15 protein-coding genes and 1 pseudogene are annotated in these 17,948 nt (G+C 70.6%); 5 read left to right on the forward strand and 11 right to left on the reverse strand.

Annotation, left to right across the window (positions count from 1 at the left end; all coding sequences use genetic code 11):
* Positions 1–1,392: a homoserine dehydrogenase gene (locus tag ADX84_RS08505; RefSeq protein ID WP_049570159.1), complete on the reverse strand. Its 1,392-nt coding sequence runs from the start codon at positions 1,390–1,392 to the stop codon at positions 1–3.
* 162 nt (positions 1,393–1,554) lie between these two features.
* On the opposite strand from ADX84_RS08505, the gene ADX84_RS08510 reads away from it, so the two are divergent.
* The gene (locus tag ADX84_RS08510) at positions 1,555–2,364 is read left to right on the forward strand and encodes a DeoR/GlpR family DNA-binding transcription regulator (protein WP_049570160.1); all 810 of its coding nucleotides are present in this window, start codon (positions 1,555–1,557) and stop codon (positions 2,362–2,364) included.
* A gap of 204 nt (positions 2,365–2,568) precedes the next feature.
* Here the strand turns inward: ADX84_RS08510 and ADX84_RS08515 are convergent, their stop codons facing one another.
* On the reverse strand, positions 2,569–3,801 hold the full coding sequence (locus ADX84_RS08515) for an MFS transporter (protein ID WP_049570162.1): 1,233 nt from the start codon (positions 3,799–3,801) through the stop codon (positions 2,569–2,571).
* 293 nt (positions 3,802–4,094) lie between these two features.
* Here ADX84_RS08515 and ADX84_RS08520 point away from each other — a divergent pair, with 293 nt between their 5' ends.
* From ADX84_RS08520 to ADX84_RS08535, 4 genes and pseudogenes are all read left to right on the forward strand, one after another.
* Positions 4,095–4,826: a methyltransferase gene (locus tag ADX84_RS08520; RefSeq protein WP_049570165.1), complete on the forward strand. Its 732-nt coding sequence runs from the start codon at positions 4,095–4,097 to the stop codon at positions 4,824–4,826.
* Entirely contained in the window at positions 4,823–5,632 is an 810-nt protein-coding gene (locus ADX84_RS08525; RefSeq protein ID WP_049570168.1) for a Rossmann-like domain-containing protein, read from the forward strand. The genes ADX84_RS08520 and ADX84_RS08525 overlap by 4 nt, the downstream gene beginning before the upstream one ends.
* The gene (locus ADX84_RS08530; protein WP_049570171.1) at positions 5,629–6,690 is read left to right on the forward strand and encodes a GHMP kinase; all 1,062 of its coding nucleotides are present in this window, start codon (positions 5,629–5,631) and stop codon (positions 6,688–6,690) included. The genes ADX84_RS08525 and ADX84_RS08530 overlap by 4 nt, the downstream gene beginning before the upstream one ends.
* Positions 6,648–7,658: pseudogene (locus tag ADX84_RS08535) on the forward strand (pyridoxal-phosphate dependent enzyme); the annotation flags it as partial. The gene ADX84_RS08530 and the pseudogene ADX84_RS08535, both read left to right, overlap by 43 nt.
* A 201-nt stretch (positions 7,659–7,859) precedes the next feature.
* On the opposite strand, the gene ADX84_RS08540 reads toward ADX84_RS08535, so the two are convergent.
* The 9 genes from ADX84_RS08540 to ADX84_RS08580 all read right to left on the reverse strand — a co-directional run.
* The gene (locus tag ADX84_RS08540; RefSeq protein ID WP_234003880.1) at positions 7,860–8,630 is read right to left on the reverse strand and encodes an HAD family hydrolase; all 771 of its coding nucleotides are present in this window, start codon (positions 8,628–8,630) and stop codon (positions 7,860–7,862) included.
* Positions 8,627–8,908 (reverse strand): hypothetical protein, encoded by a 282-nt coding sequence (locus ADX84_RS08545; protein WP_234003881.1) that lies wholly within the window; start codon positions 8,906–8,908, stop codon positions 8,627–8,629. The genes ADX84_RS08540 and ADX84_RS08545 overlap by 4 nt, the downstream gene beginning before the upstream one ends.
* Before the next feature lie 166 nt (positions 8,909–9,074).
* Positions 9,075–10,823 (reverse strand): phosphotransferase, encoded by a 1,749-nt coding sequence (locus tag ADX84_RS08550; RefSeq protein WP_049570180.1) that lies wholly within the window; start codon positions 10,821–10,823, stop codon positions 9,075–9,077.
* A 51-nt stretch (positions 10,824–10,874) separates the two neighbouring features.
* Entirely contained in the window at positions 10,875–11,801 is a 927-nt protein-coding gene (locus ADX84_RS08555; RefSeq protein WP_082206351.1) for an SDR family oxidoreductase, read from the reverse strand.
* 897 nt (positions 11,802–12,698) lie between these two features.
* Positions 12,699–14,018: a YjiH family protein gene (locus tag ADX84_RS08560; protein ID WP_049570186.1), complete on the reverse strand. Its 1,320-nt coding sequence runs from the start codon at positions 14,016–14,018 to the stop codon at positions 12,699–12,701.
* A 230-nt stretch (positions 14,019–14,248) separates the two neighbouring features.
* Positions 14,249–14,995: a phosphotransferase family protein gene (locus ADX84_RS08565; protein ID WP_049570189.1), complete on the reverse strand. Its 747-nt coding sequence runs from the start codon at positions 14,993–14,995 to the stop codon at positions 14,249–14,251.
* Between the two features lie 106 nt (positions 14,996–15,101).
* Positions 15,102–16,100 carry an ABC transporter substrate-binding protein gene (locus ADX84_RS08570; protein ID WP_049570191.1) on the reverse strand — a complete coding sequence of 333 codons (999 nt, stop codon included), beginning with the start codon at positions 16,098–16,100 and terminating at the stop codon, positions 15,102–15,104.
* Positions 16,097–16,882 (reverse strand): ABC transporter ATP-binding protein, encoded by a 786-nt coding sequence (locus ADX84_RS08575; RefSeq protein WP_049570193.1) that lies wholly within the window; start codon positions 16,880–16,882, stop codon positions 16,097–16,099. The genes ADX84_RS08570 and ADX84_RS08575 overlap by 4 nt, the downstream gene beginning before the upstream one ends.
* Positions 16,882–17,948 (reverse strand): iron ABC transporter permease (locus tag ADX84_RS08580; RefSeq protein ID WP_049570196.1); only part of this gene is annotated, 1,067 nt, incomplete at its 5' end. The genes ADX84_RS08575 and ADX84_RS08580, both read right to left, overlap by 1 nt.

Raw genomic sequence — 17,948 nt, forward strand, 5'->3', positions numbered from 1 at the left:
TCACTGCTCTCCGGTGTTCAGGGGCGAGCGCGAGCGCGCCAGGTTCCAGGTGTCGAGGAGCGTGTCCTCGGGGTCGGCGAGGTCGCCGAGGCGCAGCAGCTCTCCGGCCGCCACGTCGCGCTTCAGGGTGGTGTGCGCCGCAAGGTAGAGCGGAGCGACGTCGGAGGGGGCGTCGGCGGAGTCCAGCAGGACGGGAGCCACACCGGTCACGTCGTGGTGGTGTCCGCCCATGTCGAGCCGTGTTCCGGCGGCGAGCGCGGTACGGGCCCGTCCGGCCAGCACCGCGTGCGGGGCCGGGGGACGCGAGCCCGCGGCCCGGTGCTGGTCGGCGGCGGCCAGGATGCTCAGCGGGGTCTCGACGCCCATGAGGTGGTACGGCAGGTAGAGGCAGGCGTAGCGTCCCGAACGCGAGACGACGTGGCCCTTCTGCGCCAGGAGTGACCAGGAGACGTCGTCCCCGGTACGCACCACGGCGAAGACGCCGCCCGCGAAGGAGGCCTCCTCCGGCAGGCGCAGGACGCTGAAGACGTCCACGACGCCGGACCGGGTGAGGACTCCGCCGTCCTCGGCGAGCGAGTAGACGTCGGCGAGCTCGGCCGTGCGGGCGACGGGGTAGTGCAGGGTCTCCACGTCGGGCACCAGGCCCGTGAAGTTGGCGACCACGCCCATCTCGCAGTAGTCGGCGGCGGCCGACCGCTTGATGTCGGACACGGCGCGGGCCCGGGCGGCGAGGGTGGCGGGCACGTCCTCGCCGAGGGTGAGCAGGGAGGCCAGCTCGGGTGCGTCGATCTCCTGGTCGAGCTGGCGTACGCGCCCGGTGGCGGGGTCGAAGACGAGGTCGTACTCGCCGGACTTGCCGATGGCGACGACGTCGAGCCCGAGCAGTCGGGTGCGCTCGTACCACTCGATGAGGTTGGCGGGCTGGTCGCCGATGCCGGGCGTGTAGACGACGCCGTGCTCCTCGGCCAGTTCGGCCAGGGCGACGCCGGAGACGGAGTCGACCTCCTTGGAGACCATCACCACGTGGCGTCCGGTCCCGATGGCCAGTCGTGCGGCGTCGGTACCCGCCGCGGGGCTGCCGGTGGCCTCGACGAGGACGTCGTAGGCGGCGTGTTCGAGCAGGGCGGCGTCGTCGATCACGGCGATCTCGTCACCGGTGAGCGCGGCCAGCTCGCCCGGGGTGGAACACGCCCTCAGCGCGTCGACCGGGTACCCGAGCTCGGCGCACAGGGCGACGGTTCCCTCGGTGTCCAGGTCGCACAGGACCGAGGGGCGCAGCCGGTCCATGCGCGGCGTCTGGGCGAGCAGTGTGCGGGCGAACCCGCCCCGTGCCCCGGTGATCGCGTAGCGCACGGTCGGCAGGGGCGTGCCCGTGGTGCTGGTGGCTTGCATGGTTCTCCTTCTCTCACGTCACGGTGGACACGTTGTCCTCACCCGTAACGGCAACACGCCCTGTTTAACAGGAGAGGAACATGCGAGTCAACAATTATCACGCCTCGTATCATCTGGTAACACTCGCTAGCATGGATCTGTGAACGCACTCGAAGGAGGACGATGATCCCGGCGCAACGGCGCGAACTGCTCCTGAGAGAACTGCGCGGCACGGGTGTGCTGAGCGTGAAGGAGCTCTGCGACATCCTCGGTGTCTCGCACATGACGGTCCGCCGCGACATCATGACCCTGGAAGAGGAAGGGCGGGTCCGGTCGGTCCCCGGCGGTGTGGAGCTCGCCTCACAGGTCCGCTCCGAGCCCTCCTACCTGGACAAGTCCCGTGTGGACCTGGACGAGAAGCGCGCGATGGCCCAGGCCGCCGCCGCCCTGGTCGAGGACGGCCACACAATCTACCTGGACGCCGGAACGACCCTGGGGCACCTCGTGCCGTCCCTCTGGGGAGTGACCGGTCTCACCGTCATCACGAACGACCTCACCACGGCGGCCTCCCTGTCCGACCACCCCGACCTGTCCCTGTACTTCGTCGGGGGGCAGATCGACCGTGAGAACCGCTCCGCGGTGGGCGACATGGCCGCCGAGACCGTCGCGGAGTTCAACATCGACGTGGCCTTCATGTCGACCAGCTCGTGGGACATCGGACGCGGTTCGACCACGCCCTCACGGTCCAAGGTGGCGGTCAAGCGCGCGGCCATGGCGGCCGCGTCCTCGTCGGTGCTGGTCGCCGGGGCCGACAAGTACGGCGCGTTCGGAACCTTCAAGGTGGCGGCGTTGGAGAGCTTCTCCATGGTGATCACCGACGACCGCCTGGCCGAGTCGTCCGTGCGCGCCATACAGGAGGTCGGCGTCAGCCTGGAGATCGTGATCCCCCAGAGCGCCTCCGACGAGGTGGCGCGACTCGACCCCACCGTGTGAGCCGTGTGACCGGGGGCCGCCCCCGGTCACACGGAGGGTGCCCCGCGGGTCGAGGGGCGCACGCCGGAGTTCGCGGTCGGGCCGGTGTTGACACCGGCCCGTGCCCGGCTCGGTGAGCGCGGCCCCCGCGCGCTCCGAGGGTGCGCGCTCCGAGGGCGCGGGTCCCGAGGTCCGGTGGAACCGCCACGCCGGGCTGGGGCCAGCTCAGGCGCGGGGTGTGCGGAAGTCGCGGGAGCCCGGAGCCAGGGCGGCCAACGCCGGGGCCAGGACGCACAGGGCGGCGCAGGTGAGCAGCACGTTCTGCGCCCCGAAGGCCTGTGCGGCGGGGGCGATCAGGGCCAGGCCGACCGGGGCCAGACCGTAGGCGAAAAGGAAGTCCAGCGACGACACCCGGGCCAGTTTGTCCGGGGCGACCTCGCGCTGGGCGGCGGTGAACCACGGGACGTTGAACAGCTCCACGCCGAGGCCCACCACGGCGTAGGCGGCGAACACCCAGAGCCCGCCGACGGGGAACACCAGGCTCAGCGGGGCGAGAGCGTACAAGCCGAGGCCGAACAGCGCCCACCAGCCCTGGGCGCGCGGCTTCCAACGGGCCACCAGCAGCGCTCCGACCAGCGCCCCGGCCGTGTAGGCCGTCAGCGCGCCGGCCAGGACGGCCTCGGTCCCGTAGTGGTCACGGCTGGCCAGGGGGAGCAGGACGTTGGTCGCCGAGTACCCCAGGGCGATGACCACAGTCAGCGCGCCCAGACCGGCGAGGAACCAACTGTGGCGGCGCGCCTCGGTGAGCCCCTCGGCGAACTCCACGTGGAAGGGGGCCCGGGCGGGGCGCTCGGCGGGCGCGGCGTCGCCGCCGCGGGGCAGCAGGGCGGCGGCCAGCCACAGGGCGGCCGTGACCAGCAGCAGTACCTGGGGGCTGGTGACCGTGGCCAGCAGGGCGGTCAGCCCGGGAGCCAGGAAGGTGACCCCGCGAACGGAGAAGGTCAGGGCCGCGTTGGCCTGCTGGCGGTCCTCGACCGGCACCACCTCGGCGGTCAGGGCCTGGAAGGCGGGGCGGCAGGCCCCCTGGCCGACGCCCACGACCGCGGCGGCCACGGTCATCAGCGCGACCGAACCGCCCAGCCCCGCCGCCAGGACGGGGCTGGCGACGGCTGCGGCGAGCCCGGACCAGAGGACCACCGCCCGGCGGGAGTGGCGGTCGGCGAACAGACCGCCCAGGGGGACCGCGACCAGGAAGCCGGCGGTGCGGGCGGCCAGGACCAGTCCGAGCCCCACCGCGCTGAGCGAACCGTGCAGGACCGCCAGGCCCAGGATGAACGGCATGGCCCAGGTGGCCAGGCCGGACGCGGTGGTCGCGCACCACAGGCGGACGAAGGTCGGCCGGAGCAGGGGTGCGCCGCGGCGCTCCTGTGGGCGGGTCGTGTTCGGCGTCGTGGACACGAGGAGTACTCATCTCGGTTCGGGGTGGGTAGGGTCTCACTCTATTGAAAACGATTATCAGTTGCGTCGCTCTTCGCGAAACTGGAGCGACGCGGCGGGGCGGTTTGCCTGCGGCGCGGTGGATGTCCGCTTCTGCGGGGGTTGGCGCTCGCGGTAACGGGGCAGCGACTCCCTGGAGTGAAGAGCTTCTGGTGACAACGATTATCGTTTTAGCTATGGTCGTCGGAGCCGGTACCCCCCCCCAGGACGTACCGACCGGTGCCCCTGCCCGCAGACAGCCCGAAAGGCCCCGCGTGGACCCCCATCAGATCGCCCAGCTGCCCCCGCCCCTGCCGCCCGAGCAGATCATCGGCCTCAACCAGCCCAAGGTCGACCTGCACACCCTGCGCTCCTACACCTGGAACGGGTGGGAGTTCGACGTCCCGCCCGAGGTGTTCCTGCCCGGCGCGACCAGCCGCATGATCCACCAGCGCATCCTCGACGACGACATCGACGTGCGCGGACGCGTCTACGCCGCCATGGGCGCCGGGCTCGGCGTGGAGGCCGCGGTGGCCGGACTGCGCGGCGCCGCCCGGATCCTGGCCGCAGACGTCCACCCGGCCAGCGTGAGGGCCACCGAGCACAACTACCGACGCGTCGTCGGAGCGGGGGAGTCCCACCAAGGGACCGAGTTCGTCCCGCTGGTCTCCGACCTGTTCGCCGAGTTCCCCTCCGAACCCCGGTTGGACGTCGTCACCTTCAACCCGCCAGCGGTCAGCCAGCCCGTCAGTGACGATCCCGACGTCGTCCGCAACGTCTGCGCCGGGCGCCCCGTCACCGACGCCTTCTTCACCCAGCTCGCCGAACACGACCTCCTGGCCCCCGGCGGCCAGGTCTACTTCGTCGCCTCCAACACCGCGGACCTGCGCGGGATCATCGGCCACGCCGCCGACAGCGGGTTCACCGCACACGTCCACCACCTGCACGACTGGAACGACGGAGTCCTGACCTACCTGTTCCGCCTCACCCGGGAGAACGCCAAGTGAGCCACCCCCAGCGCACCCTCGACCTCCGGGCCCTGCACCAGTCGGTGCTCGACACACCCGACCTCCCCGTCGCCACCAGCGTGTTCTGGGTCCATCACGGAACCCGCCTGGCCGGAGGCGACGTCACCTACCTCAACCAGTACGTCCTGGTGCGGATCGGCCGGGCCTTCGGCGCGTGCTCCTTCGAACCGGGCCAGCTGGACCCCGGGATCTGCGCGGACCTGTCCGGCAAACCCCTGGCCGACCTCCTGAGAGCCCCGGCCCCGGTACGGCTGGCCGCGCTGGACGCCTACCTGGGCCATGCCCGACCCCACTCCGAGGACCCCCGCGCCGAACGGGTCGCCCTCCCGTACGGCACCCCGGAGGAGCGCGCCGTCGCCCGTGACCGCGCCATCGCCGGACTCCTGCCCGAACCCGACGGCAGGCGGATCGCCCTGATCGGGGTGGTCAACCCCCTCGTGGCCGCGATCCGGGAGCGGGGCGGCCGGTGCCTGCCCTGCGACCTCAACCTGCGCCGCACCCAGTGGGGCGACCCCGTCAACCCGGACATGGAGGAGGTCCTGGCCGAGGCCGACGCGGTCGTGGCCACCGGCATGACCCTGGGCAACGGCACCTTCGACCGCATCCTGGAGCGCTGCCGCGAACGGGACCTGCCGCTGGTCCTGTACGCGCAGAGCGGGAGCGCGGTCGCACGGGCCTTCCTCGGCTCCGGCGTCACCGCGGTCTCGGCCGAACCCTTCCCGTTCTCACAGTTCAGCGCCGAACCGACCCACCTCTACCGCTACCGAGAAGGAACCCGAGAGTGACCGTAGGAACTGGACAGGCGACCTGCCACCACGGCGAGATCCTCCAGGGCGTGTTCCTGGACGAGCGCGGACGTCCCACCCGTGGTCTGGTCACCCTGCCGATGGCCGAGCCCCGCACCCGTGCGGTGTTCACCCCGTTCTCCGCGAGGGCGCCCCGCCACGTCGTCGTGGACCCGCCCGACCGGGCCAAGGCGGCCCTCGCGGCCGAACTCGCCGTGCGGGAGTGCGCGCGTGTGGCCGGGGTCCCGTGGGTGGGCGGCTTCCTCAGCGTCCGGGGCGGGGCCCGGCCGGGCCTCGGCATGGGGTCGTCCACCAGTGACGTGACGGCGGCGGTGCGCGCGTTCGCGGCGGGGCTCGGCGTGGAGCTGCCGCCGGAGTCCGTGGCCAGGGTGGCGGTCGCGGCGGAGGGCGCCAGCGACCCGGTCATGTTCGGCGACCGCCCCCTGCTGTTCGCCCAGCGTGAGGGTCGGGTCCTGGAGGAGCTGGGCCCCGCGCTGCCGGAGATGGCGGTCGTGGGCTGCCTGACCGGAAGTGGCCAACCCGTCGACACCCTCTCCCTGAAGGGGAACGCACGACGGGGGGACATCGCCGTCTACGAGAGGTTGCGTGCCGCGCTGCGTACCGCGATCACCGAGGCAGACGTGGCCGGGGTCGGGCACGTCAGCACCGAGAGCGCCATCCTCAACCAGCGTGTGCTGCCCAAGGACGAGCTGGGCACGCTGCGGGAGGCCGCCCGCGAGTGCGGTGCGGTGGGCATCCAGGTGGCGCACAGCGGCAACGTGGCCGGTGTGCTCTTCGACGCGGCCGCTCCCGGTCTCGTGGAACGCCTCGAGGCGGCCGTCGACCGTCTCGAGGCCGCTGGGCTCACCCCTCACCGCGTGTTCTCCACGGCCACGGGGTCCGGCGCCCTGCCCGCCGTGGCGGACCCCTCCGCGCGGCCGGTCCTCACCGGGGTCACCTCGACCCCGACCCCCTCCACACCGGCCCCTCCACCCTCGAGCACCTCGGAGCCACCTTGGACGACCACGTTTCCGAAGCCATCGCCAGACCCGACCTGATCGACCTCGGCGGGGGCCTGCTGTGCCTGCGCTTCGAGTCAATGAAGGTGGCCTCCGCGCTCGCGGCCGTACGCCACCTGCTGGACACCGGGGTGGTCCGCCCCGGTGACACCCTGATGGACAGCTCCAGCGGCATCTACGCCTACGGCCTGGCCCTGGCCGCGCACCGGTTCGGCCTGCGCTGCCACATCATCGGCTCCACCACCGTCGACCAGCCCCTGCGTCTCCAGCTCGCGGTTTTGGGCGCCACCCTGGAGCAGATGCCGCCCTCGGACGACCTCCGGCTGGACCAGGACCGCCGGGTCCGACGGGTCAGACAGGTGCTCCGCGAGAATCCCGACTACCACTGGATGCGCCAGTACCACGACGTCGTCCACGGCCTCGGCTACCGCGCGGTGGCCGACCAGATCCGCAAGGAGGCCGGAGACGGTCCGCTCACCCTGGTGGGCGGGGTCGGATCCGGGGCCTCCACCGGGGCGCTCGCCCGCTACCTGAGGGAGGGCGCCCCCGACACCCCGCTCGTGGGGGTGCAGCCGTTCGGCAGCGTCACCTTCGGCAGTGACCACGTTACCGACCCGCAGATCATCATCGCGGGGATCGGCAGCTCGATCCCGTTCGGCAACGTCGACCACACCCTCTACGACACCGTGCACTGGACCGGCTTCGACGCCGCCCTGGCCGGGAGCACGGACCTCCTGCGCCGCCACGCGGTCTTCGCCGGGCTCTCCACGGGCGCCGCCTACCTGGTGGCGCGCTGGGAGGCGGCGGCAGCCCCGGACCGGCAGGTGGTGTTCGTGGCACCCGACACCGGGCACCGGTACGTGGACACCGTCTTCGCCCGTCACGAGGAGGCCGCCGACGTCGCCGACCTCTCCCCCCGGGAGATCGGTGACCTCAAGGAGCTGTCGCCGCCCTGGTGCCGGATGGACTGGGGGCGTCAGCCCGCACCGGATCAGGCCGTCCACCGGGACGAGCCTGAGGCCACGCAAGGCAGGGGCAGCCGCTCACAGAAAGGGCAGGGCCCCTGCCTTCCGGGCTCCGCTGGTTTGACGGGTGGATCCGTCAACGACTCCGATGACTGGTCGGAGGGGCCCGCCACGTGTGACACACGGAGAACACCTCGTCACGGGTCATCGACCGTGTGAGGCAGTCGCCACCAGCGGTGCGCGCTACCTGTAAGAGCCCGCTCCGGCTTCTCCCGGACCGGAACGGGGACGTCGGTGCTGATGGTCGGTGTCGCCTTGGCGGACGAGGTCGAGGACCGGGCGCAGACTGGCCGGACGGGCATGCACGGGGAGGTGGTCGACCAGGTGAACGGGGCAGCCGAGGGCCAGAGCGCCGGTGTCGGCGTGGCGGTCGTCGCCGACCATCAGCACCACCTCGGGCGCCAGGCCCAGTGCGTCGCAGGCGATACGAAACAGCTCGGGGTCGGGCTTGCGCAGGCCGTGCTCGTAGCTGAGGACGAACTCCTTCACCGGCTCCGCGATGCCGTGGGCCTTCAGCACCGGGCGCAGGTCCCATCCGATGTTGCTGACCACCGCCACCGGGATGCCGCGTCCATGTAGCTCGTCCAGGACCTCGGAGGTGTCCGGGTAGGGGCGCCAGGCGTCCGGTGTCATGTGGCGGGTGTACAGGGCGTCGTACACGGCCCGGCCCCACGGCAGGTTCGCTTCACGGGCCAGAGCGGTGTACGTGGCGCGGTGGGCTGACGCGGACAGGTCGCGTTCCTGCCACAAGCGGCTCAGGCGGGACGGCAGAGCCGTTGGGTCGGACCCCCCGGGCTGCGCCCCGCAACGATCCAGCCGGGCCGCGTACTCCTCGATCTCCGCGTCGGTGGCGGCGATTCCGACATCAGTCAGGACCGCGCGCAACCAGTCGGTGACGGGCTCGATCCGCATGAGTGTGCCGGAGAAGTCGAACATGCACCCTTCGACGGTCACCGGAGCACCTCCCCTTCGGGAGGTTCGGGGGCGATGGTGTCCTCGTCCACCTCCACCTTGTCACCGGGGACCTTGGGCAGGTGGTGGACGATGAGTCGAACCGGGTGGGGAACCGGCAACGCGCCGTGAACATCGTTCGGCTCCAGGACGAGTACGTCGCCGGAGGCCAACCGGACCACAGCGCCGTTGACCCAGTAGTCAGCGCTGTCCAGGAAGTAGAACACCTCGTGGAGGTGCTGGTGGTAGTGCCTGCGTTCGGTGAAGTCGGCGGGGTGCACAACGTGGAGGATCGCCGCGCGGTCCACTGACGGACCAAGGGGAAGGTCGAGTAGGGGCAGCACGGTCCGGCCATCGGGGCGTCGGTCCGGATCCAGTTCGGAACTGCGAATGACCTGCATTTTGCGGGGGTACCTCTCTGCCGGGTCTGTCGGTTGGGGACGGTGGTCAGCCGGAGCGGTCCACGAGCGCTGCTCGTCGGGGCTCTGCCCGGATCCTGGCCTGGATGGGTCGAGGGCGGGCGGCCATCAGGTCACGGTGGAGGGCGTTGAACAGCTCCACCCCGCGCGCGTAGCAAGCGAGCGCGACGGACTCGCGCTGGTCATGGGCGATGTGGAAGGGCATCACACTGCACATGTGGGCGGCCTCGGCCAGACGGACCTTCAGCATCCAGTGCGGGTCGTCCTGGTGCCAGCCGGTCGCGGTGAGCCATGCGTGAACGCGGTCGCGGACCCGGTGGTAGAACGCCACGAGACGGGGGGAGGTGAACGCGTAGTCGATGCCGTCCTTGCCTGCCGAGGCCTCCACGTGGCCCCCGTGGATCAGGTCGTACAGGGAGTTGACGGAGTGCCAGACCTTTCCCAGGTCATAGGCCGGATCGTAGCCCGCGTTGCCCCTGGGGTCGATGAGGACGAACCGATGGCCCTGTCGGTCGATGAGGACGTTGTCGAAATGCGGGTCGCCGTGCGTACGAACCAGCCGGTTCGGAGTGAGCATGCGCAGCGCCTGCCCGTCGCGGGCGATCTCGGTGACGAGGGCACCCGGGTTGCGCAGGCGGACACCGTTGATCAGGAGGCTGTCGGATTTCCACAACGTGCGCCGATCCGGCAGCGCGGTGGCGGTCTCGGCCAGTCTGGTCTCGACGCGGTTCAGGTGGGTGCGGCGCACGTAGTCGGTGGGGGTCGGCCTGGAACCGGCGGGGTAGACGTCGCGGCGGAGGGCGGCGAGGACTCGGTGCGTCCACAGGGCCGCCTCATCGGCGTCGATCTCCTCGCTGAGGATGAGTCTTCGCAGGGTGGGTAAGCGGTGGAACCTCAGGTCCATGGAGGCGCGGCCGGGCTCGACCCTGGACGCGACGACGTCGGCGAAGTGTCGGCCGGCGTCGGGATCCAGACCGCGCAGCCACTGGATCTCGTCATTGAGTTTGCCGAGGCCGACGCCGGTGGCCTCTTTGCGGACCGTTCGGTTGCCGTGGTCGTCGGGCAGACGGATGTAGGTGCGGGCGTGGGAACCGCCGGCCAGCCACTCCCCGATCACCGCCTCGTCGCCGTGGACGTCGCGGGCCAGCTCCGCGCACAGGACCCGGGTACGTCGGGCCAGAGTGTCGAGCGCGTCGTGCGAGGGAGGAGGGGACGCGGCATCGCGGTGATGGCCGGAACGGGATTCGAGTATGTCGGCGAGGAGCCCGCGGTCAGCCGCACCGCCGACCAACAGGGCACCGAGGTAGGTCATGGGTCTTCGGGTGTTCTCGGTGGGCAACCGCCCACGCGACCGGATCAGGCTGTCCAGTCGCAGGTGCCGACCCTCGCGACGGGTCGCGGCCGTGGCGGTGGCTGGGTGGCCGGGGTCATCGGGGCGCCCGGTCACCAGTGCTGTCGTGCTGGCCAGATCGGCGAACGCTTCGACGGTACCGGGCCGGATGTCGCAGGCGCAGTCGAGCACCAGTATGCTTCCCGCTCCTCGGCGCAGGATGGCCGCGAGCAGCCAGTCGCGCTGCCGTTCGAGTGCGGGGACCGTCCATTCCACGACGCCGGCCCACCGGGTCGGCGCCTCGTTGTCTGTCGCGGCGGTCTCGGAGGCCAGGACGCTGACACGGCTGAGAGTGCCGTTCAGGACCGCGCCGCGGACGCGGTCGACCACCCCGACGGGTGCCTTGGAGTGTCGTCGGCACGTGGTGCTGCACACGATGGCTTCCACGAGAGATCTCCTTCTGCGAGTGGTTGCGCCGGACGTGGGACGCCCGCGCCCTCAGTGGGAAGACCGCGCTCGGGCCCCCGTCGAGTGCAGGTAGTCGACGGCTCGTCGGCTGATCCCGGGGGGCGGTAGCAGGCCGAGGGATTCCAGTCGTTCGGTGCGCAGCCAGGGACGTTCAGGCCGGACGACCCCGCCGGGGGCAGGCTGGGTGGGGCGCAGCAGGTCCGGGGACAGTCCGGCGGCCTTGGCGACGATCCGCCCCCACTCGTATTTGGTGGCGCCCTCCTGCGCGGCCACGTGCAGGACCCCCGTGAGGTCGTCAGCGATGGCCCGCGCCAGGATCGCGGCCACGTCGTGGCTCCAGGTGGGTTGGCGCTCGTAGTGGTCGTCGAGGTCGACGGAGTGGCCCTGGCCCAACGCCTCCAGCATGGCTTCGAGCCAGGTGGGGGCGCGGTGTGGGACCGGATCGCCGTACAGCACGGGCAGGCGGACCGTGAGCGCACCGGGGGCCAGGGCGGCGTGGTGCTCTCCGAGGAGTTTCGTCTCGCCGTAGGTCTGGAGCGGAGCGGGGGTGTCGTCCTCGCGGTACCCGTCGCTGGCCGATCCGTCGAAGACGTACTCCGTGGAGATGTGGACGAGCTTGGCGCCGTACCGTTCGCATGCCAGTGCGACATTCTCGGTGGTCTTGGCGTTCAGCAGGTGGGCCGTGTGCGGGGCGCGCTCGCACACCTGGACATCGGGTGCGGCGACACAGTGCACACACACCTGTGGGGTGTGATCGGCGAAGTAACGGTTGACCTGTTCCGGGGACGTCGCGTCGACTCTGTGCAGCCCCGGGGCGTCGTTGCGGTACGACCAACCCGTGACAGTGTTCACAGTTTCCGGGAACTGCGTATCTTCCGGAACTCCTGTGCGGAACGCCCGCATCACCCGACTGCCCAACATTCCACTGGCGCCGGTTACGAGAATGTTGCGTGACATGTGATGACCCGTTTCAAAAAGGCTTGGGTTGTCCGGAAAGACACCAGGTCTGCCTCGATTGGCGAGCGGTAGGTGCAAGAGTGGTTGGCTCACCTTGTGGGTATTGGGGGATGTTCTTCGGTGGTGAGACCGTGGGAGTGTTCGCGCCTGGGCCGCCGAGGCCTCTGCCTTGCGGATCGCGCACCTCGTGACTCTGTCGCCGTCGGCTGTATAAATTCAGATCAGAAGCGTGGAGGCGTGCCTGCGGGGGTGGATTCTGCGGCCTGGGGGGTGAAGGGAAAGGATGCGGAGTGTGAATGTATCAGTTGATATCCGAGGGGGAGTTGCGGTGGCGTAAACAATTCACGCGAGAATCGAATAGAAACTTGGGAGCGCTCCCAATGCTTTCTGGGGAAGATTAACTGTGCGATCGATGCGCTGTCAACCACTTCCCTGCGGTGCGGTCCTGTTGTATGGTCGACGACCAGTCGTATCTTCCCTGGTTGCAAGAAGTCATCACGATGTGGGAAATGGTCGGTGGCCAAAGCGCGAACACTGGTGGTGGCAACGACCGTTGGTGGTAAAACGCCCTGCTCCTGACGACCGGTTGTGTCGTCGGCTGACTGCTCGACCCACTCCCCGCGACCAAGATCGTCGGTGCAGGAACCACGTCCTGACGGGGCCTTCGTGTGTCCGTCCGCGCGGACGCGATCCAGGGCCCACAGGTGGCGACCGGACGTGCTTGGCCGCTTCCTGCGGGCCCTGGGCGTACCGCTGGAACGAATTCCCGCCGGGGAGGAACCACGTGCGGAACCGTTCCGACCGGTGCGGGCCGACCGGCCGACCGCGCCTCAACGGTTCCCGTGACTTTCATCAGGGCCACCGCACCCTCGCGGTCAGGAACCCGCTCTCCTGCGGTCAGAGACCGACCAGCAGGTAGGCCAGGGGACCGGCGATGAGCACGCTGAGGATGACCCGCTGGAACCAGATCACCACGAGCTGGCCCACCGTCAGCGGGATGCGCGTGGCCAGGACGCAGGGGACCAGCGCGGAGAAGAAGACGATCGAGGACACCGACACGACACCGACCACCAGGCGGAGCACGAGGTCCTCGGACCCGGCGGCCACGGTCGCGGGCAGAAACACCTCGGCGATCCCCACCGAGAGCGCCTTGGCGGCCAGCATGGGGTCGGAGAGCCCCACCACCCAGGTGAACGGGACGAACACGTAGGCCAGCAGGTCGAAGACCGGGGTGGAGTGCGCCACCACCAGGCCGATGGTGCCCACGGACATGATCGACGGAAGGATGGACATGCTCATCCGGACCCCGTCGGCGAAGTTCACCCACACGTTGCGCGGCAGCGACGGCGCCGCGAGCAGGGCCCCTCGGGCCTCCTTCCAGGCGTGGCCGAGGCGGTTCCCGGTGACCTCCTCCTCCGGCTGCGGCGTCGCCCCCGGGAAGTGGTCGTCCGGGATACGGCTCAGCGGGGGGACGCGCACGAGGATCGCGGTGACCGCGTAGGTGACGAAGAAGGTCAGGAAGAAGTAGGTCAGCCAGATACCCATCAGGTCCAGGGTGTTGGCGATGACCACCATGAACGTGACCGAGACCGTGGAGAACCCGATCGCGATGATCGCCGCCTCCCGGCCCGTGTAGCGCCCGGACTGGTAGACGCGGTCCGTGATGAGCAGCCCCAGCGAGTAGCTGCCCACGAACGAGGCGGCGGCGTCCACGGCTGAGCGCCCGGGAGTGCGCCACACGGGTCGCATCACGCGTTGCAGCAGGACCCCGACGAACTCCATGAGCCCGTACCCCACCAGCATCGCCAGGAAGATCGCGCCGACCGGGACCAGGAGTCCGACGTTGACGGCCACGGCGTTGAACAGGAAGGGCGCGAGATCCTCGCCCATGAACCAGTCCGGGCCGACGTCCAGGATCACCATGGAGGCCACGGCCAGGCCCACGATGTTCAGCAGGGCGAACACCAGCTTCACCCTGCTGTGCCGCCACGTTCCGGTGACGAAGGGGACCACCGTCCCAGCCGCGATGAGCAGCCAGATCACGTAGGGCAGCGCGGGCCCGAGCGCGGTCTGGAGGAGGGTCACCAGATGGTCCAGCGGGATGGCGTTCCGGCCCTCGAAGGTCACCGGAACGAAGAACATGAAGATGCCGATACCGCTGTAGACGACCAGGCGCCACGTCCCGGCCGCCTTCGAAGCGGTCGCGTTGTCGCTCACGGGGGGCTCCTCCTGCCTCTGAAATGGGAGTATTCCGGGAATCGAAGCAGAAAGTGACGCGGAACACCCGGGCCCGAGAGGAGAAAGAGTCCGAGATCTCGGACATCTGGTTCCGGTCCGGCCCGCGTCTGCTGGCATCGACCGCTCACCGCACCTGCCCAGAGCGAGGGCGGGCGACCGCCTCGCAGGAGGCCTGCTCGGCGCATACGGAGCGGTCGGGCCGCGCGGCCTCACATCCGGGATCTCAGCACGTCGCCCTCACAGCCCGGCGCGAACGGATCGAAGCCGTGCTCCAGTAGCCAGCGAACCCCCAGGAGGCTGCGCAGGGACCACCACGCGCGGATCACGTCGAGATCGACATCGGTGCCGTAACCGGTGAGGACCTCGTCGAGGCGCGCCTCGTGTCCGAGCGTCAGGGTGGCGAGGTCGAACAGCGCGTCACCCCTGCCCGCCTCGGACCAGTCGATGATGCCCGTGACCTCGTCGCCGTCGACGAAGACGTGCTCGATCTGCAGGTCGCCGTGGGTGAACCTGGGCGTCCACGGCCGGATGGCGGCCTCGGCGACGCGGCGGTTGCGGGTGACCAGGTCGGCGGGCAGAATCCCGTTCTTCACGAGTGACTCGCACTCCTCGTCGAGCTCCGCCGCCAACTCGTCGGGGTCCCGGCGGCGTCGGCCGGGCCAGGGCGGCAGAGGTGCCTCGTGCAGTTCCCGGACGGCGGCGCCCACCGCGGCCCACGCCGTGGACGACGCGGTCGATCGCCCACCGAGACGCCCGAGCGCCGTCCCGGCGAGCGCGGAGACCGCGAGCACCGGCGGTTCGCGCCACAGGACCTCCGGGGTCGGGACCGGCGCCAGGGACATCGCCTCGACCTCGACGTCGACCCGCGCCTGATCGGCGTCCACCTTCAGGAACACGTGCCCGACGCGCAGGGTGGCGCGCTCGGAATGGGCGGCGACCACTTCGACCTCATCCATAGGCGGCCAGTATCCCCGGGGACGGGCACCGACGTCACCGGGTTTTTCGCCCACTGTGACGCGGGGCCGCCTCGGCACTCCTCACCGGGACGGCCCCGTCGGGTACTCAGCCCAGCTCGCGCAGGTACTCCGCGAACTTCTCCAGACCGTCGATGTTCCTCGGGCCCGAGATGCCCTCGTTGTAGTCCAGCACGAAGAAGTTCTCCTCGGTCACGGCCGGGACCCCCGCCATGGCGGGGGAGGAGGTGAGGAAGTCGATCTTCTCCTGGGCGGGCTGGTCGCCGTAGTCCAGGATGATGATCACCTCCGGCTCCGCCTCCACCACCGACTCCCAGCCCACCTGGGTCCAGCGCTGCTCCAGGTCACCGAAGATGTTGGCGCCCCCGGCGTGCTCGATGATGTCGTGCGGCGGGACCTGGTTGCCCGCCGTGAAGGGCTGGTCGGTGCCGGAGTCGTAGAGGAAGACGGAGGCCGGGTCACCCTCGGGCACCTGCTCCTCCACCGCCGCGACCCGTTCCCGGTAGTCCTCGACCAGCTCGGTGGCGCGCTCCTCCACTCCGAAGATCCGCCCCATGCGCTCCAGGTCCGTGTACAGCCCCTCGAACGGCGTCACCCGTTCGGGGTGCCCGGGGTAGTTGAAGCAGGACTCTGAGTGCATGAAGCTCTGGACGCCGATGCCGTCGAGGATCTCCGGGGTGATGCCCCGCTGGTCGCTGAAACCCGAGTTCCAGCCCGCGACCACCAGGTCCGCCTCCGCGTCCACCACCAGCTCCCGGTTGAGCAGGTCGTCGCTGAGGAACTCGACCGCGGCGTAGTCCTCGGCCCACGGCGACTCCTCCACCGGCGGGTTGGCCGGGGGCATCACGTAGCCGTGCACGTGGTCGACCAGCCCGAGCGCGAACAGCTTGTCCGCGCTGCCGCCCTCGTAGGCGACCACCCGCTGCGGCGTGGTGTACTCCACCTCCTCGCCGCAGCGCTGGACGGTGACCGGTCCGGCACCGGCCTCGGAGACGCCCTCGACCTGGGCGCCGCAACCGGCGAGCAGGACCGAGACGGTCACGAGGGGGACCAGGGAGAGGGGGCGGAGCGGGATTCGGGGATTCATCGGTGGACCTTCCTTGAGGGTGGGAGCCTGTACAGCAGTTGAGGGCCCCCGGTGAGGGGGTGGGGCACGACGGAGGCCTCCACGCCGAAGACCTCGCGCAGCAGACCGGGGGTGAGGACCTTCTCTGGGGTGCCCGCGTCCACGAGCGCACCCTCGGAGAGCACACCGATCACGTCACAGGCCGAGGCGGCCAGGTTGAGGTCGTGCAGGACCACGAGCACCGTCACGCCCACGTCCCGCAGCAGGGAGAGCAGGTCGAGCTGATGGCGCACGTCCAGGTGGTTGGTGGGCTCGTCCAGCACCAGCACGCGCGGTTCCTGGACCAGGGCGCGGGCCACCAGGACCCGCTGGCGTTCCCCGCCGGACAGCTCGAGCACGCCGCGCCCGGCCAGGTGAGCCACGTCCAGCAGCTCCATCGAGCTCCGGCACAGCTCCCGCTCACGCGCGCTCAGCGGCTGGTTCCCACGCAGGTGGGGGGTGCGTCCCAGTGCGACCAGCTCCGCCACCGTGAAGTCGAGGTCGCTCCCGTTCTCCTGCGTGAGTGCCGCGACCCGCTGGGCGCTGGCACGCGGGCTCATCGAGGTCAGGTCCTCGCCGCCGAGCAGCACCCGGCCCGCGCTGGGGCCCAGGGCCCGGTACACGCAGCGCAGGGCCGTCGACTTTCCGGAACCGTTGGGTCCGACGAGCCCGACCACCTGCCCGTCGGGGACGTCCAGGGTGAGCCGTCGCACGATCCGGACGCCGCCCAGGTCCACTGACAGATCGTCGATGCGCAGGTCCATCAGCGTCCTCCGAACAGGTAGCCACGACGGCGCATCAGCGCGATGAACACGGGAACGCCGACCAGGGCCGTGATCACGCCGAGGGGGAGCTCACGTGGGGCCACCACCACCCGGGAGACCAGGTCCACCCAGACCATGAGCACCGCGCCCGCCAGCGGCGCCACAGTGAGCACCCTGCGGTGGTCGGCGCCCACGAGGATGCGCACGATGTGCGGCACCACCAGGCCGACGAACCCGATCGCGCCGCTCACCGCCACCATCGCGCCGGTCATGACGGCGGTCAGGACGAACAACCACCGGCGCAGACGGTCCGCGTCCACCCCGAGGCTGGCGGCGGTCTCGTCGCCCAGCGCCGTCACGTCCAGTGAGCGGGCCCGGGAGCGCAGCAGGAGCACGCCCAGCACCACGGCGGCCGCGACCACGGGCAGCGAACCCCAGGTGGCCGCGCCGAAGCTGCCCATGGTCCAGTACAGGACGGTGCTGGTGGCCTCGTTGCTCGGGGCGAGGTAGACGATCACGCTCATGACGGCCTGGAAGCCGAAGGACAGCGCCACACCCGTCAGGACCAGACGCAGCGGGGTGACGCCCATCCGCGAGTAGGAGACGGTGTAGACGAGCAGGGTCGCCGCCAGGGCCCCGGCGAAGGCCCCGGCCGAGACCGCGTGCACACCCAGGGCCGAGACGCCCAGGACGCCGACCAGGACGGCGCCCACGGAGGCCCCGGAGGAGACCCCGAGGATGTAGGGGTCGGCGAGGGGGTTGCGCACCATCGCCTGGACGGCCACGCCGACCGCGCCGAGCCCGGCGCCCACGATGGCGGCGAGCAGGACCCGGGGGGTGCGGATCTGCCAGATGACCTGGTAGCGCGTGAGCTCGTCGGCCTGGATACTGCCGCCGCTCAGGGCGGCCCAGAGGTAGCGGACGGTCTCCTGCGGGGGGATGACCGCCGAGCCGAGGCCGATCGCCAGGACGGCGGAGACGACCAGTGCCAGGGTGAGGACCAGGGCGGCGGTCGTGGTGCCCGCCGGTGTGGTCAGCCAGCGGACCCGGGGGGCGGGTTCGGGGC

Origin of the sequence: Nocardiopsis sp. SBT366, assembly GCF_001083815.1 — a bacterium.
GTDB lineage: Bacteria > Actinomycetota > Actinomycetes > Streptosporangiales > Streptosporangiaceae > Nocardiopsis > Nocardiopsis prasina.

Coding starts and splice junctions, on each gene's coding strand:
- ADX84_RS08505 (WP_049570159.1), bottom strand. CDS start 1,392: ATGCAAGCCACCAGCACCACGGGCACGCCCCTGCCGACCGTGCGCTAC.
- ADX84_RS08510 (WP_049570160.1), top strand. CDS start 1,555: ATGATCCCGGCGCAACGGCGCGAACTGCTCCTGAGAGAACTGCGCGGC.
- ADX84_RS08555 (WP_082206351.1), bottom strand. CDS start 11,801: ATGTCACGCAACATTCTCGTAACCGGCGCCAGTGGAATGTTGGGCAGT.
- ADX84_RS08565 (WP_049570189.1), bottom strand. CDS start 14,995: ATGGATGAGGTCGAAGTGGTCGCCGCCCATTCCGAGCGCGCCACCCTG.
- ADX84_RS08570 (WP_049570191.1), bottom strand. CDS start 16,100: ATGAATCCCCGAATCCCGCTCCGCCCCCTCTCCCTGGTCCCCCTCGTG.
- ADX84_RS08575 (WP_049570193.1), bottom strand. CDS start 16,882: ATGGACCTGCGCATCGACGATCTGTCAGTGGACCTGGGCGGCGTCCGG.